Source organism: Yersinia hibernica (genome assembly GCF_004124235.1).
Lineage (GTDB): Bacteria > Pseudomonadota > Gammaproteobacteria > Enterobacterales > Enterobacteriaceae > Yersinia > Yersinia hibernica.
On the sequence record NZ_CP032487.1, the window covers coordinates 1,863,898 to 1,879,157 of the forward strand.

The window sequence follows — 15,260 nt, forward strand, 5'->3', positions numbered from 1 at the left end:
TATGAAAAAACTCATCTTGTTAGTGTATGGCGCAATTTCTTATCTGATTGGCATGACCGGATTATTCTTTCTTATCAGTCTGTTGCAGGGGTGGGTGTCAACAGCAATGTCCATCCCTGATGTCAGTTTTAGCCTGCGCGCAGCACTCATTAATATAAGTTTATTATTGCTGTTCTCAATTCAACATTCTTATATGGCACATCATTCATACAAAGACAGATTCAATCTCTCGCCAGCCGCAGAACGGGCAACTTATGTTCTCTTTTCTGGTGTTTTAATGATTTTGCTATTTTTATACTGGCAACCTTTGCCCCATTATTTATGGCAGTTACCGCCGGGCTCTACGGTAGCCATATTATTACTGACGCTGGGATGGATCGGCTGGTTAATTGTTTTTGCTTCGACATTTATGGTAAGCCACGCAGATCTTTTCGGGCTACGTCAGTCATGGTTGCAGTGGAAACAAAAACCCTACACTCCGCTGCCGTTCAAAATTAATATTTTCTATGCGCTATGCCGCCACCCTATCATGGCCGGTTTTTTACTCGCCTTTTGGGCCACACCGGATATGACCAGCAGCCGCATACTCTTTGCCGCTGGCATGACCATTTATATTTTGATTGGGATTCATCTCGAAGAGAAAGGCTTGCAAACCGAGCTCGGCGAACCCTATATCGACTATTGCCAACGGACACCCAAGCTGATTCCGCAGATTTTTCATCGACATAAAAACGCCGAGAACAACTCCCGGCGTCAATAGCACGATGCGAATAGCGGCTACTTCATGCTGCCAACCATATCTTCTGGTTTAACCCATTCATCAAACTGTTCAGCAGTGAGATAGCCGAGCTTCAGGGCGGCGGCTTTCAGTGTCAGCCCCTGCTTGTGGGCGGTCTTCGCAATGTCGGCCGCTTTGTCATAACCAATATGGGTGTTCAGTGCCGTCACTAGCATCAATGATTCATTCAGCAACTGGGTAATACGGTCGCGATTAGGTTCAATACCCACGGCACAATGCTCATTAAAGCCGCGCATACCATCAGCCAGCAGACGAATAGATTGCAGGAAGTTATGAATAATCAGCGGACGGAACACATTCAATTCAAAGTTACCGGATGCCCCACCAATATTGACCGCCACATCATTGCCCATCACCTGCGCGCACAACATGGTCATAGCTTCACATTGGGTCGGATTCACTTTACCCGGCATGATAGAACTGCCCGGCTCATTTTCCGGAATTGAAATTTCGCCAATACCGCAACGCGGGCCAGAAGATAACCAGCGCACATCATTGGCGATTTTCATCAGCGAGGCGGCCAAACCTTTCAATGCGCCATGGCCCTGCACTAAGGCGTCGCAGGCGGCTAATGCTTCGAATTTATTCGGCGCAGTGATAAAGGGTTGATGGGACAAGGCGGCAATCTCTTTGGCGACACGCTCGGCATATTCGGGATGTGTGTTCAGGCCGGTGCCTACCGCAGTGCCGCCCAATGCTAACTCACACAGATGGGGGATTGTCGCTTCAATATGTTGCACATTGTGGGCCAGCATCGCCACCCAGCCGGAGATCTCTTGGCCCAGTGTCAGCGGCGTGGCATCTTGTAAATGTGTCCGGCCAATCTTCACAATATCGCGATAAGCCGCGGCTTTATCGGCCAATGTCCGCTGCAATTCTTTTAGCTCAGGCAGCAGCTGCGTTTTTAGCCCAATAACGGCGGCGACGTGCATTGCGGTTGGAAATACATCATTTGAACTTTGGCTTTTATTGACATCATCATTAGGGTGAACCAGACGCTGCTGACCTCGCTCGCCGCCTAATAATTCACTCGCGCGGTTCGCCAGCACCTCATTCATATTCATGTTGGTTTGAGTGCCAGAGCCAGTTTGCCAAATAGAAAGCGGGAATTCGCTAGAATGTTGGTCAGCCAAGACTTCATCCGCCGCGCGCATAATCGCTTTCGCCCGCTCTGGCGCAAGCAGCCCGAGATCCATATTAACCTGTGCGGCCGCGCGCTTGGTCAATGCCAGAGCATGAATCAGTGCTGTCGGCATTTTCTCTTGTGAGATGCGAAAATGCTCCAGTGAACGCTGGGTTTGTGCGCCCCATAATTGACTGGCCGGTACATCGATAGGCCCCATTGAGTCTTTTTCACTGCGGGTGGTCACCATCACGGTCTCCTTAGCACGTAGAACAAAAGGTTGAGGTATGTCATGCCCGTCGCATTGGCAGCATAACTGTTATAATGGCATATTTAGCGCCAGCTTTATGCGACTGATTCGCATTTCTCTTATTTAGTTGCTCTCAGCCGCTAGAGCGAATGGCATTACCACTTGCAACCCGATAGACCCCATTGTTTACTAAGGGACTTTTTTTATTCGGGCGATGAATATCGCCAAGTTTGATGGCAGATGACCAATATGCAAAAAATGAAGAATGCAGTACAACACTATGCTTGGGGCAGCACCGATGCGCTCACGAAGCTTTATGGCATTGAAAATCCGCAAGGTAAGCCGATGGCGGAATTATGGATGGGCGCACACCCTAAAAGTAGTTCTGAAGTGGCTGATGCACAAGGTCAATGGCACTCATTGCGGGCCGTTATTGCGCAAAATCCGCAGGCCAATTTAGGTCACGCGGTTTTTCAGCGCTTCGGCGAATTGCCATTCCTGTTCAAAGTGTTGTGTGCCGCACAGCCCCTCTCCATTCAGGTCCATCCAAGTAAGGCGGCGGCAGAAATCGGCTTTGCCAAAGAGAATCAGGCCGGTATCCCACTGGATGCCGCCGAACGCAATTATAAAGATGCTAACCATAAACCAGAGTTGGTTTATGCCCTTACCCCTTTCCAGGCAATGAATGGTTTCCGCCCGTTGGCGGAGATTGCGGCGCTGCTCCAGCCCTTAGCCGCCGCTCATCCTGATATCGCGGCATTTCTACGCGCCCCTGATACTGCGCAGCTAGCCACATTATTTGCCAGTTTGCTGAGCATGACTGGCGAAGAGAAAACGCGCGCATTGGCGATATTGAAAGCGGCCTTAAATAATCAATTGGGGCAGCCCTGGGATACTATCCGCAGTATTGCGCATTTTTACCCTGATGACAGCGGCTTGTTCTCGCCATTATTGCTCAATGTGGTCACCCTGCAACCTGGCGAAGCGATGTTTCTGTATGCCGAAACCCCCCATGCTTACTTAAACGGTGTGGCGCTGGAAGTGATGGCCAACTCTGATAACGTATTACGCGCCGGGCTAACCCCTAAATTTATCGATATCCCTGAGTTGATGGCGAACCTGCAATTTATACCCAAACCCGCAGCGGCCCTGCTCACTACACCACATCAGCAAGGTCATGAGTTGGTATTCCCCATCCCGGTGGAAGATTTTGCTTTCTCCCTGCATACATTAACGCCCCAACCGCAGCAGTTGGCACAAAACAGTGCTGCTATCGTGTTTTGTGTGCAAGGCCAGGCGGTCTTGCGCAAGCAGCAGCAAGAAATCACGTTGCAACCGGGTGAGTCCTGTTTTATTGCAGCGCAGGAATCCCCAGTGACAGTACAAGGAGAGGGGTCAATTGCCCGAGTTTACAACGCAGGGTGAACGAAGTGACTCATTTTGTTGTATATTGCTGGCCTTTTAATGCCACGATAGTTAGATTTCGCTATCGTATTCAGCCGTTATCGTCGTAATAATTGTGGTATGCGGTTAATCTAGGCCTATATTTGTTTGGTGAATGTTGTTTTCTTACCAATGTTATAGCCGAAATAATGTTATAGCCGAAATAAAGCAACCAACGCATACGCAGCTTGCAGTATGGCGGGGATATTTTTAACCAGTGATGCATTACCGCGTTCAACATAGTGAATTGGGTGTATTAGAAAAGGATGAACAGAACAATGAAAAAATCGTTAGTGGCTGTCAGCGTCATTGTAGTACTTGGCGCAGCATGGACTGGGGCCTCATGGTATACCGGCAAATTAATTGAACAACGTATGGGTGAATTGGTTAATAACGCAAACGACCAGATCAGAACCTTACTACCTAAGGCGGGGGTGAAGTTCGCCTATAAAGATTACCAACGCGGCCTGTTCAGTAGTCAGGTTCGTTATATATTACAGCCAGATAGCAGTGTTGCGGGTGAAAAAGCCCTAAAAGATGGCGATGAAATAGCCTTCATCGAGACTATCGACCACGGCCCATTCCCGCTGGCGCAATTAAAAAAATTCAATCTGATCCCTAGCATGGCCTCGGTACATACTGAGCTGGCGAATACTCCAGCCTTGAAAAAACTGTTTGAGGTGACCAAAGGCCAATCGCCGTTTACGGCGGACTCGCGCATTTCCTATCGCGGCGATACCTCTTCCGCCATTACGTTTATTCCGATTGAGTATCAGCAAAATACCACCAGCATGAAGTTCTCTGGCGCTAAAATTGATGCTGATGTCTCGCGCGACCTGCGTAATGTGACAATGAGCGGTAACAGCGATAGCTTGGTTTTTGCCAGCAAAAATCAGTGGGATCAACAGGAGCAATTTAGCCTGCAAGGGTTGGTTATCAAAAGTGATACTAATGTGGGTAAGTTCGACCTGAGCATTGGATCCCAACAACTCAGTATCAAACAAATCGGTTTTAGTATTGATGGTAAAGACGCCGCCACTCTGGTTGGCTTTAACCTGAATACTCAACTCGGTGAAACAGATAAAGACTTGAACGGCAAATTGGCCTACCAGTTAGATGCCTTAAAAATTCAAGGTAATGACTTTGGTTCCGGCACATTGGCTTTCACGTTTGATAATCTGGATGGTCAAAGCCTGAAACAGTTCTCCAATGCCTATAATCAGCAAGCATTAAAAGCGATTCAGGCGGGTGAAAATCTGGATGCTGAAGCCTATCAACAACAAATGACCGAGATGTTACTGGCCAATCTGCCGGCCTTGCTGAAAGGCAATCCGACCATGAGCATTGCGCCACTGAGTTGGAAAAATGCTAAAGGGGAAAGTACTTTCACACTCAATGTCGCGTTGACGGATCCGGCGCAAGCCAAAGCCGGTGCCGGTGCCGAGCCACAGCTCGCGCCGCAGTTTGTCAAAAAAGTCGATGCGACTCTGACCATTCCAATGGCTATGGCGACCGAGTTAACCACTCAAACTGCACGCCTGCAAGGTTACAGCCCAGAAGAAGCACAAAAACTGGCACAGCAGCAGGTGCAGGGCATTGCAGCCATGGGCCAGATGTTTAAACTGACCACCACTAAAGATGATGTTATCAGCAGCAGTTTCCACTTTGCTGATAATCAGGTCGACTTAAATGGTCAAAAAATGTCGCTGCAAGAATTCGTTGGCCTGTTTGGTATGTTCGGTGGTGCCCCCGCGGATGAAGATAGCGGTGCAGAACCCGAAGATGCTGCGCCAGCAGCGCCAGCAGCGCCCGACGCACAATAAGTTTTAAGCGCAAAGTATTTAACACATAAAAAACGGGGCCTGATGGCGCCGTTTTTTTATTTCAACGGATCACGCCGATCCGCGCCGGATCAATACCGGCGGTAAGATGACGTTTTGCAGTTGCAAGTCGACACCCGCGATGCGCTGGAGTAAGCGCTGCCCAGCACTGTAGCCAATCTCACGGGCAGAGCTGGTGATAAAAGTGAGTGGCGGCTCAGTCAGTTCCGCCGCAGGAACATCACCAAAACCTATCAATGCAACTTGCTGGTCGAGATAAGTATCCACTCCCGCGCTGCCGATGGTTCTACCGGTGCGTAAAATACCAAAATAGGCCCCGAGCGCCACAGAGGCCTGGTGGCAAACAATGGCGCTGACATTGGGATGGTGGCGTAATAGCGCTTCAGCGGCGTCTGCCGCGGCCTGTTGTTGACTATCACACTCAACTACCCACTCCGAGCGAAACGGTAAACCATACTGCACCAGTGTGGCGCAAAATCCCCCGAGCCGCTCCGCCCGCGTTAATGAGTGTGAATGCCCACCAAGATAGGCTATTTGGCGATGACCCCGACCAATCAGAAACTCGGTCGCCATTTTAGCCGCTTGCATATTATCTGGCCGCACCACATCCACCCCATCCAAGGCATTTGAGCGCGCAGCACAAATCAGTGGAATATCATGTTCGGCGGCCTTTTCTTGCAGCCCCATATCCGGTGTGGCACCACCGCCTAGCACCAAACCGTCCACACCTTGATCAATCAGAGTATCAAAACAGCGCAGTAGCCCTTTGCCCTCGCGGCCACTTTGCGTCAAGAACAGCAATTTGCCGCCGGCCTCAACCGCCTCACTTAACCCGGCGGTCATTTCCGCGTAGAACGGATCGCCAAGATCACGCACAATCAAGCCAATCACGCCAGAATCCCCGCCGCGCAATTGCGCAGCCTGACGGTTACGGACATAACCTAACTGTTCAATGGCCTGATTGACCCGCTCGGCGGTGGCCGGTGAGATTCGCCCTTTACCACTGATAGCTAATGAGACCGTCGCCACGGAGACGCCGGCAAATTTAGCCACATCGGTAATTGTTATTTTTTTAGTTGTCATAACCGCTGATAAGCATTGTTCACTCAGACTTGTCAATCTTCGCACCTTAGCACGAAGCCCAATACCTGCGGGCCAATATTACAGCCACAATAGCAAAGTCATCCCATCCAACAAGCCAAGTTAAACGTTTAATCTGATGATTTACTCTAATACAAAAATAGGATCCGTAATTGTGACTTGCCACTCATATTATCTCGGTTAAACGTTTTATCTTATTTTACCTCCAGACAGGGAGACAAATTAATCGCCGTGGCTCATCAATACACAGTCAACCAACGGCATTTTTAACATCAGGTGTGTCAGTACAGGAGTCACTATGTCAGCGGTAAAAAAACCAAAAATTACGCTGTGGGAGTTTTTCCAAAGCCTCGGTAAAACTTTCATGCTACCGGTCGCCCTGCTCTCTTTCTGCGGGATCATGCTAGGGATCGGCAGTTCACTCAGCAGTAAAGACGTCATCACCCTCTTGCCGGCCATTGGTCATCCCGCCTTCCAGCTATTGTTTACCTGGATGAGTAAAGTTGGCTCATTTGCCTTTAGCTTCTTGCCGGTGATGTTCGCCATCGCGATCCCACTGGGTATGGCGCGCGAAAATAAAGGCGTGGCGGCGTTTTCCGGCTTTGTCGGTTTTGCGGTGCTGAATTTGGCCACTAACTTTTACCTCACCACCAGCGGCGTGTTGCCGACCACCGATCCCATGGTGCTAAAAACCCATAATATTCAGAATATTTTAGGGATTCAGTCCATCGATACCGGTATTCTGGGGGCGGTGATTGTCGGGATCATTGTTTATTTGCTGCATGAGCGCTTCAATACTATTCGCCTGCCTGATGCATTAGCATTCTTTGGCGGCACACGCTTTGTGCCGATTGTCACCACGGTGGTGCTGGGATTAGTGGGTTTATTGATCCCGCTTATTTGGCCTTGGTTCGCCGCGGGTATTAATGGCTTAGGGCGTTTGATCAATGGTGCCGGTATATTCGGGCCCATGATCTTCGGCAGCGGCGAGCGCTTATTATTGCCGTTCGGCTTGCACCATATCTTGGTGGCGCTGATCCGCTTTACTGAAGCAGGCGGCACCATGGAGGTCTGTGGCCACAGTGTGAGCGGTGCGCTGACCATCTTCCAAGCACAATTATCCTGCCCGACCACCAGCGGCTTCTCCGAAAGCGCCACCCGCTTCTTATCACAGGGTAAAATGCCCGCGTTCTTGGGCGGTTTGCCCGGGGCCGCACTGGCAATGTATCACTGTGCCAAGCCAGAAAATCGCCATAAAATTAAAGGGTTGCTGATTTCAGGGGTGGTGGCATGTGTTATCGGCGGAACCACTGAGCCGATTGAGTTCCTGTTCTTGTTTGTTGCGCCGTTCCTGTATTTGATTCATGCGATTTTGACCGGATTAGGCTTTACCGTCATGGCGTTACTGGGGGTCACCATCGGCAATACTGACGGCAATATCATTGATTTTGTGGTGTTTGGCATCCTGCACGGCACCGCCACCAAGTGGTATTGGGTGCCGGTGGTGGCCGGGATCTGGTTTGTGGCTTATTACTGTATTTTCCGTTTTGCTATTCAGTATTTCAATATCAAAACCCCCGGGCGTGAGAATGAAACCGCGGCCAGCAATGAGGCCGAAAAAGCGGCCAGTCACAGCCTGACCGGTAAGTCCGGCTATAACTCCCCGGCTATTCTGGCGGCGTTGGGCGGTGCCGATAATATCGTCGCCCTCGACAACTGCATCACTCGCTTACGGATGTCAGTGAAAGATATGGGATTGGTGAATAAAGAGGCGCTGAAAGCCCAGCGGGCCATTGGCGTGATTCAACTCAACGACCACAATCTTCAAGTTGTTATTGGCCCTCAAGTGCAATCAGTGAAAGATGAATTAGACTCACTGATAAACAATGGCCAATTTGCCACACCATAACCTTGTCGGGGTATTCAGATACCCCGCTGATGAATAAGCGAGATACTGATGTTCGATTTCTCCACCCCGGTTGACCGTCATGGCACTTGGTGTACCCAATGGGACTATATTGCCGACCGCTTTGGCGCTGCTGACTTGCTGCCATTCACCATCTCAGATATGGATTTCCCCACCGCCCCAGTGATTTTGCAAGCGCTTGAGCAGCGACTCAAACACGGTGTTCTGGGCTACAGCCGCTGGCAACATGAAGATTTTCTCGGGGCGGTTCGTCACTGGTATCAACAGCGTTTTCAGTGCCCGATTGATACCTCGCTGGCGGTCTATGGCCCGTCGGTTATCTATATGGTGGCTCAGCTTATTCGCTGCTGGTCAGCTCCGGGGGATTTTATTGTCACCCACACCCCGGCTTATGATGCCTTTTATAAAGTGGTCCTCGGCAATCAGCGCCAACTGCTCAGCTGCCCGCTGCATAAAATCGAGCATCAGTGGCAGTGTGATATGGCGCATTTGGAAGCATTACTGGCGCGGCCGCAAACCAAAATCTTGTTATTGTGCAGCCCGCATAACCCCACCGGTAAAGTCTGGACGCCGGGCGAACTGGCACAGATGGCCGAGTTGTGTGAACGCCATGATGTTAAAGTCATCAGCGATGAAATTCATATGGACATGACCTGGGATAATCAAGTGCATACCCCATGGAGTCAGGTAGGACAAACAGCGTGGGCCTTGCTGACCTCCGGCTCCAAGACATTTAATATTCCGGCATTAACCGGGGCTTACGGTTTTATCAGTGACACAGAAACCCGCGCTACCTACAGCCAAATGCTCAAGGGGCGCGATGGTCTCTCTTCGCCGGCCATATTAGCCATTGTCGCGCACATCGCCGCTTATCGGCAGGCCGAACCCTGGTTGGATGAACTGCGCCAATATCTGCAAGCCAATCTGGCTTATGTGGCACAGCGGCTCAATCAGGCTTTTCCCGCCTTAAACTGGCAGCCCCCTCAGGCCACATATTTAGCCTGGATAGATTTGCGCCCACTGAATATTGATGACCATCAATTACAAAATATCCTGATCGAGCAAGAAAAAGTCGCCATTATGCCCGGCTTCACCTACGGCGAAGAGGGCCGTGGCTTCCTGCGCCTGAATGTCGGCTGCCCCCACAGTAAAGTTGTTGCGGGGATGGATAAACTGATTCACGGCATTCAGACGGCTCTGCGGAGCGCGTAAGCCATTTGCCCTATTTTTGCCCCTTTTGGCCCGACAAAGGGGGCAAAATGAGATTTTCGTCACTTTTTTATGCAACGCGGTGGATATTTTCACTATTTTGTTTTTATAATGTTCTGCACTTTACCCACCAGAATCTATTTTAAAAAGTGAGTGCCGCTATGATTGACTCTCGCCTTCCCTTGACTGACATTCATCGCCACCTTGACGGCAATATTCGGGCGCAAACTATTTTGGATCTGGGTCGCCAGTTCAATTTGCCCCTGCCGGCGGATGAGTTAGCGGCTTTACGCCCACATGTGCAAATTACCCACACTGAACCTGATTTAATCAGTTTCCTGCAGAAATTAGATTGGGGCGTGGCGGTATTAGCCTCGCTGGATGCTTGCCGCCGTGTGGCCTATGAAAATGTCGAAGATGCGGCCAACGCCGGTTTACATTATGCCGAGCTGCGCTTCTCGCCATTTTACATGGCGATGAAACACCAGTTGCCGGTCGCCGGTGTGGTCGAAGCGGTGATTGACGGCATTCAATCCGGTTGCCGCGATTTTGATATTGATATTCGCCTCATCGGGATTCTCAGCCGAACATTTGGTGAGCAAGCCTGTGAGCAAGAGCTGAATGGGTTACTGGCCCATCGTGATGGGATTACCGCGCTGGATCTGGCCGGTGATGAGCTGGGTTTCCCCGGCGGCTTATTCCGCAGCCACTTTAACCGCGCGCGGGATGCCGGTTGGCACATTACCGTCCATGCTGGTGAAGCCGCAGGCCCTGAGAGCATCTGGCAAGCAATCCGCGAATTGGGGGCTGAGCGCATTGGCCATGGTGTTAAAGCCATCGAAGATATTAAGCTGATGGATTATTTAGCTGAGCACAATATTGGCATTGAATCTTGTCTGACATCCAATATCCAGACCAGCACCGTCGCCTCATTGGCCACTCATCCCCTCGCCACTTTCTTGCGCCATGGCATGATTGCCTCCATCAATACGGATGACCCCGCGGTTCAAGGCATTGAAATTGCATATGAATACCACGTGGCCGCCCCGGCGGCAGGGTTAACGGCAGCAGAAATTCGTCAAGCGCAAGAAAATGGCCTGACCATGGCCTTTATCAGCGCACAAGAGAAACAAGCACTACGCGATAAAATTCGCGGCTAAACCGTCAGAGATAACCGCGCGCCGCACTTTTTCCTGCGGCGCGCGGGCAAGTCAATGATTACGATGTCTCGCCACTCTGCCCCGTGAGCGCTTCGGCATGCTCGCGCGCCACACGTTTGGCATAACGCTGGGCTAATACCGCACAAACCATCAATTGCACCTGATGGAATATCATCAGCGGTAATACCATAACCCCCACCACCGAGGCCGGAAACAGCACATTGGCCATCGGGATCCCATTGGCCAGACTTTTCTTCGAGCCACAGAACACAATGGTAATCTCATCGGCGGTGTTGAAACCTAGCCAGCGGGCCGCCAACGTATTGACAACCAATACCAATGTCAGCAGAACCATTGAGCAAATCAATATTGCCAGCAACGACCAGCCATCGATTTGATGCCAAATTCCCTGAACCACCGCCTCACTAAACGCCACATAGACCACCAATAAAATCGATGACCGGTCAGTGATATTCACCAGTTTTTTGTGGCGCTCCACCCATTTAGCAATCAGTGGGCGTGATAAATGCCCAACAATGAATGGCACCATCAATTGCATGATGATAGAACCAATAGCATGCAAAGTATCAGTGTCGCCGCCCTGAGTCTGCATCAGCATGCCCACCAGAATCGGTGAGAGGAACACGCCGAGAATACTGGATGCCGATGCACTGCAAATGGCCGCGGCGACATTGCCCCCTGCCACCGAGGTATAGGCGATGGCCGACTGAACCGTGGCCGGCAAGGCACACAGATAGAGGAACCCCAGATACAGCGTGGGTGTTAACACGCCAGGAACCAACACATTCATGCCCAAGCCCAGTAATGGGAAGAGCGCGAAGGTGCTGAGGAAGACCACTAAATGCAGTTTCCAATGCCCCATGCCGGAAACGATTGCGGCGCGGGATAGTTTGGCACCGTGCATAAAGAACAATAATGCGATGGCCGCCGTCGTCAGGTGTTCAAACCACACCTTAACTTCCCCCTCACAGGGGAAGACAGAGGCAATAATCACCACCAATATCAGCACCAATAAAAACTTATCTATCTGTAAACGTTGTAACCAAGACATGCCGCTGTATTCCTTCAATCTATACCTTTCGTATGGGAAATACGCAGGGATGTTAGTTACGCACACTCACGGGCAGCGCTTTTTTCTGTTGATCAGAGGCGATGCCCAGTTCAATCAACTCCATCACTTTGATAGCTTCACAGGCGGGTACCGGATTAGCGCCAGTGCCCCAAATGGCATCGCGCACACCAGCATAGTAAGCCGGATAATTGCCCGGTAATGTCAGCAAAGGTTTCTCCGCCAGCACACCATCACGTGACAGTGTCACTACGCCATCGCGCATATCATAGCCCCAATCAGCTTGCGGCAGGCGCTCGCCCGCTTTCAGCCGGTCTTCCTGAGGATCTAAACCAAATTTGATATAGCTGCCTTGCATCCCGTGGACGATATAGCGCGCCGTTTCAGCCGCTGCCAGCACGGTTCCGTGCAATACCACGCGCTGTTGCGGATAACTGAGAGTGGCATGGAAATAGTCGACAGATTGCGCCCCGGGGCGCAGCATCGCCAAATCAACATTCAGGGTGTCTGGCAAACCAAACAGTTGCAGCGCTTGATCCAACAGATGTGGCCCCAAATCGTACCAAATGCCGCTGCCCGCACCGGCCTGCTCACGCCAACGCTGACGGATTTCGGGGCGATAGCGGTCAAAGTGAGATTCGAAATAGACCACCTTGCCCAGTGACCCTTCCGCCAGCAGTGTTTTTAATGTCAGAAAATCACTGTCCCAACGGCGATTATGAAACACTGATAATAGCAGCCCGGCGTCATCGGCTTGTTTTTTCAGGTCATGCGCTTGTGACAGTGTCACGGTAAACGGCTTATCCACCACCACATGTTTACCGGCGGCCAGTGCCTGTTGCGCTAAGGGGAAATGAGTGTCATTCGGCGTAGGAATGACAATGAGATCAATCGTGGGGTCAGCAAATAAAGCTTGCGGGTCAGACACCACCGCCATCGCCGGCCAGTCAGCATGAACTTTACTGGCATCACTGCTAGAAACCCCCACCAGCTCCAGCCCCGGCGTGCCCATGATAAGTGGCGCGTGGAACGTTTTACTGGCGTAGCCATAGCCCAGTAAACCTACTTTGATTTGTTCAGACATGCTATTTCCTCTTGCCCGGAATATTTGCTATTTGATATCACTCGATTAATCGATTTGACACCATGATGATTCCCGCGACAAGAGGTAATTTTTTGCTTAAGGTGGCTGACCGGGCTAAACCCGCCCAAGCGCCTCTGAATTATCCCGCCATTCGGGATGGCGTAGACTGCGTTGCGGGTAGTTGGTCTCTATGCTGCGCCGCCTGAAATCACTGGGGCTCACGCCCACGCGCTTGCGAAAAACACGGGAAAAATAGAGTTGGTCGTCATATCCCACCACCCGGCCAATAGTGGCAATAGGTTCTTGCGTGGTTTGCAGGAGTAATTTCGCCCGGATAACCCGCTGATCTTCTCGCCAGCGCAGAATATTAATGCCAACTTGTTCACGAAACAGGTGCGCTAGCCGCGAAGGAGACAAACACACATGGCGCGCCACTTCATCAATCCGCAATTCGCCCGCCAAGTTGCCGGTGATAAACTGGCAGGCCTCGATAACCCGCGGGTCCATAATGCGCTGCGGGCTAAGGGGGTCTTCTTCCATCGAGCGCAGTAGCAGCCGCTCCAGTAAATTCATGCCTAACTCTTCACCAAAACGTCGGCCAGACTTTTGCGTTTGTTCTATATTGGCAAACAGCCGGTCAAATTCCAGCAACAAGTTGTTGTTAGGTAAGGATAAACGCCCGACTTCATGGGTTTTGCTGTGCCATTCTAGCCAATCTGCCCAGTAGGCGCGCGGGCGGAAATACACCCAGCGGTGATACCAGCAATCACTGTTGGGTGAGCGGCCATAATAGTGAGCCGCCTTGGGGGGAAAGAGCAGCAAGTCACCGGGATTACTGTAAAACGTGTTTTCACCATCAAAAATCTTACCCTGACCTTTAATGGTTAAATTGAGAATATAGCCTTTCATGCCGCCGGGCCGGTCGATAAAGAAATCGAGTGGTCCGTCAGCCAGAATCGGGGTTAATCCAGCGACCAGATACGCATTGAATGTGTAGCCTGGCAGCAAGGGATTGGGTTGCGGTTCCTGAACCATTCGATGGTACATTGAGTCTCCTTAGCGTCCTTTTCTGCGGGTATGCACTTGTACCCGCCATACTTCAGTTTATCGGGCAGATATCAGACTGCCCGATAGCGATGACAGAATTGTGAGCCAGAGTGGGTTTTTATGGACATTTCTGTCATTCGAGCGCTTATACCGTCCGTTTAGCCAACTGTTTGTAACGGTCGAAGATAACCGCCGCCAGTAGGATCAAGCCCCGCACCACATATTGGGAGAACGGCGAAATGTTCAGCAAGTTCATGGCATTTTCCACTGTGCCCAGAATCAAGATACCCGCGATAACGTAGGAAATTTTACCAATGCCACCTTTGAGTGACACCCCGCCAAGTACACAGGCTGAAATGACAATCAACTCGTAACCAATCGAGGTCATGGGCTGACCACTGGTCATGCGCGAGGCCAAAATGATCCCCGCCGCGGCAGACACCAAACCAGACAGCACAAAGATAATGATTTTGGTGCGCACCACCGGCACTCCGGCTAAACGCGCCGCATCTTCATTGCCGCCAATCGCCAAGGTATTGCGGCCAAAAGTGGTTTTGTTCAACAAGAAGCCAAACAGCGCCAAACAACCAATAGTTATCCAAATCGGGGCCGGCAATCCAAGCCAGTTGGTATAGCCGAGGGCAAAGAAACGCTCATCTTCAATCCCCACCGCTTTACCATCGGAAATGATATAGGCCAGACCGCGCACAATCTGCATGGTGGCCAATGTGGTTATCAGGGCATTTATCTTCAGCCGAGCAATCACAAAGCCGTTGATCAAGCCGCACAGCGCGCCCAACAACAGGCCGGCCCCCACGCCCAGCCACAAACTTTCGCTCATATTGATGACCACCGCAGTGGTCACCCCGGCACACGCAATGACGGAGGCGACGGATAAGTCAAAATCACCGGATGCCAGGCAAAATAGCATGCCGCACGCCACCATCCCTGACATCGAGATGGCCAGCCCTAAGCCTTTCATATTGATAAAGGAGCCGAAGTTAGGCACGAAAATCACGCAGCCGATAAACACCACCGCGAAGACCACCAGCATGCCGTAGCTATCCCAAATACGGGAAAGCCCTAACCCCGCTTTGGAGGGCGCGTCTTGCGGTGGCTGCGCTGGGCTTTTTTTATCTGAACTCAATGTGACACTGGATGTTGATGCATTCATGACAATCTCCTT

At 51.0% G+C, this 15,260-nt stretch carries 12 protein-coding genes; 6 read left to right on the plus strand and 6 right to left on the minus strand.

The window, feature by feature from the left end; genetic code table 11:
- Position 1: 1 nt before the first annotated feature.
- Positions 2 to 760 carry a methyltransferase family protein gene (locus tag D5F51_RS08785; RefSeq protein WP_129196213.1) on the plus strand — a complete coding sequence of 253 codons (759 nt, stop codon included), beginning with the start codon at positions 2 to 4 and terminating at the stop codon, positions 758 to 760.
- 17 nt (positions 761 to 777) lie between these two features.
- Here the strand turns inward: D5F51_RS08785 and fumC are convergent, their stop codons facing one another.
- Positions 778 to 2,172, minus strand: coding sequence for a class II fumarate hydratase (fumC, locus tag D5F51_RS08790; RefSeq protein WP_129196215.1), 1,395 nt, complete (start codon positions 2,170 to 2,172; stop codon positions 778 to 780).
- Between the two features lie 249 nt (positions 2,173 to 2,421).
- Here fumC and manA point away from each other — a divergent pair, with 249 nt between their 5' ends.
- Both manA and D5F51_RS08800 read left to right on the plus strand, forming a co-directional pair.
- Positions 2,422 to 3,597: a mannose-6-phosphate isomerase gene (manA, locus tag D5F51_RS08795; RefSeq protein ID WP_129196217.1), complete on the plus strand. Its 1,176-nt coding sequence runs from the start codon at positions 2,422 to 2,424 to the stop codon at positions 3,595 to 3,597.
- Between the two features lie 296 nt (positions 3,598 to 3,893).
- Positions 3,894 to 5,438, plus strand: coding sequence for a YdgA family protein (locus tag D5F51_RS08800; protein ID WP_129196219.1), 1,545 nt, complete (start codon positions 3,894 to 3,896; stop codon positions 5,436 to 5,438).
- Positions 5,439 to 5,507: 69 nt separating this feature from the next.
- On the opposite strand, the gene malI is transcribed toward D5F51_RS08800, so the two are convergent.
- A complete protein-coding gene (malI, locus tag D5F51_RS08805) occupies positions 5,508 to 6,539 on the minus strand; it encodes a Mal regulon transcriptional regulator MalI (RefSeq protein WP_025378239.1) in 1,032 nt (343 codons plus the stop codon).
- A gap of 316 nt (positions 6,540 to 6,855) precedes the next feature.
- Here malI and malX point away from each other — a divergent pair, with 316 nt between their 5' ends.
- The 3 genes from malX to add all read left to right on the plus strand — a co-directional run bounded on the left by malX (position 6,856) and on the right by add (position 10,853).
- Positions 6,856 to 8,466 carry a maltose/glucose-specific PTS transporter subunit IIBC gene (gene malX / locus D5F51_RS08810; RefSeq protein ID WP_129196221.1) on the plus strand — a complete coding sequence of 537 codons (1,611 nt, stop codon included), beginning with the start codon at positions 6,856 to 6,858 and terminating at the stop codon, positions 8,464 to 8,466.
- A 48-nt stretch (positions 8,467 to 8,514) separates the two neighbouring features.
- Positions 8,515 to 9,696, plus strand: coding sequence for a MalY/PatB family protein (locus D5F51_RS08815; RefSeq protein WP_129196223.1), 1,182 nt, complete (start codon positions 8,515 to 8,517; stop codon positions 9,694 to 9,696).
- Between the two features lie 158 nt (positions 9,697 to 9,854).
- The gene (gene add / locus D5F51_RS08820; RefSeq protein WP_129196225.1) at positions 9,855 to 10,853 is read left to right on the plus strand and encodes an adenosine deaminase; all 999 of its coding nucleotides are present in this window, start codon (positions 9,855 to 9,857) and stop codon (positions 10,851 to 10,853) included.
- Between the two features lie 58 nt (positions 10,854 to 10,911).
- Here add and D5F51_RS08825 read toward each other — a convergent pair whose 3' ends face one another.
- The 4 genes from D5F51_RS08825 to araH form a co-directional block, all read right to left on the minus strand.
- On the minus strand, positions 10,912 to 11,925 hold the full coding sequence (locus D5F51_RS08825; protein ID WP_087769524.1) for a bile acid:sodium symporter family protein: 1,014 nt from the start codon (positions 11,923 to 11,925) through the stop codon (positions 10,912 to 10,914).
- 52 nt (positions 11,926 to 11,977) lie between these two features.
- Positions 11,978 to 13,027: an oxidoreductase gene (locus D5F51_RS08830; RefSeq protein ID WP_129196227.1), complete on the minus strand. Its 1,050-nt coding sequence runs from the start codon at positions 13,025 to 13,027 to the stop codon at positions 11,978 to 11,980.
- A 114-nt stretch (positions 13,028 to 13,141) separates the two neighbouring features.
- The gene (gene araC, locus D5F51_RS08835) at positions 13,142 to 14,074 is read right to left on the minus strand and encodes an arabinose operon transcriptional regulator AraC (RefSeq protein ID WP_025378235.1); all 933 of its coding nucleotides are present in this window, start codon (positions 14,072 to 14,074) and stop codon (positions 13,142 to 13,144) included.
- 145 nt (positions 14,075 to 14,219) lie between these two features.
- On the minus strand, positions 14,220 to 15,248 hold the full coding sequence (gene araH, locus D5F51_RS08840) for an L-arabinose ABC transporter permease AraH (protein WP_206197191.1): 1,029 nt from the start codon (positions 15,246 to 15,248) through the stop codon (positions 14,220 to 14,222).
- Positions 15,249 to 15,260 lie beyond the last annotated feature (12 nt).

Bases quoted from the DNA above. Each gene is read 5' to 3' on its own strand.
- D5F51_RS08825 (WP_087769524.1), bottom strand. From the start codon at position 11,925: ATGTCTTGGTTACAACGTTTACAGATAGATAAGTTTTTATTGGTGCTG.
- fumC (WP_129196215.1), bottom strand. From the start codon at position 2,172: ATGGTGACCACCCGCAGTGAAAAAGACTCAATGGGGCCTATCGATGTA.
- D5F51_RS08800 (WP_129196219.1), top strand. From the start codon at position 3,894: ATGAAAAAATCGTTAGTGGCTGTCAGCGTCATTGTAGTACTTGGCGCA.
- araH (WP_206197191.1), bottom strand. From the start codon at position 15,248: ATGAATGCATCAACATCCAGTGTCACATTGAGTTCAGATAAAAAAAGC.
- araC (WP_025378235.1), bottom strand. From the start codon at position 14,074: ATGTACCATCGAATGGTTCAGGAACCGCAACCCAATCCCTTGCTGCCA.
- malI (WP_025378239.1), bottom strand. From the start codon at position 6,539: ATGACAACTAAAAAAATAACAATTACCGATGTGGCTAAATTTGCCGGC.
- D5F51_RS08785 (WP_129196213.1), top strand. From the start codon at position 2: ATGAAAAAACTCATCTTGTTAGTGTATGGCGCAATTTCTTATCTGATT.
- D5F51_RS08830 (WP_129196227.1), bottom strand. From the start codon at position 13,027: ATGTCTGAACAAATCAAAGTAGGTTTACTGGGCTATGGCTACGCCAGT.
- add (WP_129196225.1), top strand. From the start codon at position 9,855: ATGATTGACTCTCGCCTTCCCTTGACTGACATTCATCGCCACCTTGAC.
- malX (WP_129196221.1), top strand. From the start codon at position 6,856: ATGTCAGCGGTAAAAAAACCAAAAATTACGCTGTGGGAGTTTTTCCAA.
- D5F51_RS08815 (WP_129196223.1), top strand. From the start codon at position 8,515: ATGTTCGATTTCTCCACCCCGGTTGACCGTCATGGCACTTGGTGTACC.
- manA (WP_129196217.1), top strand. From the start codon at position 2,422: ATGCAAAAAATGAAGAATGCAGTACAACACTATGCTTGGGGCAGCACC.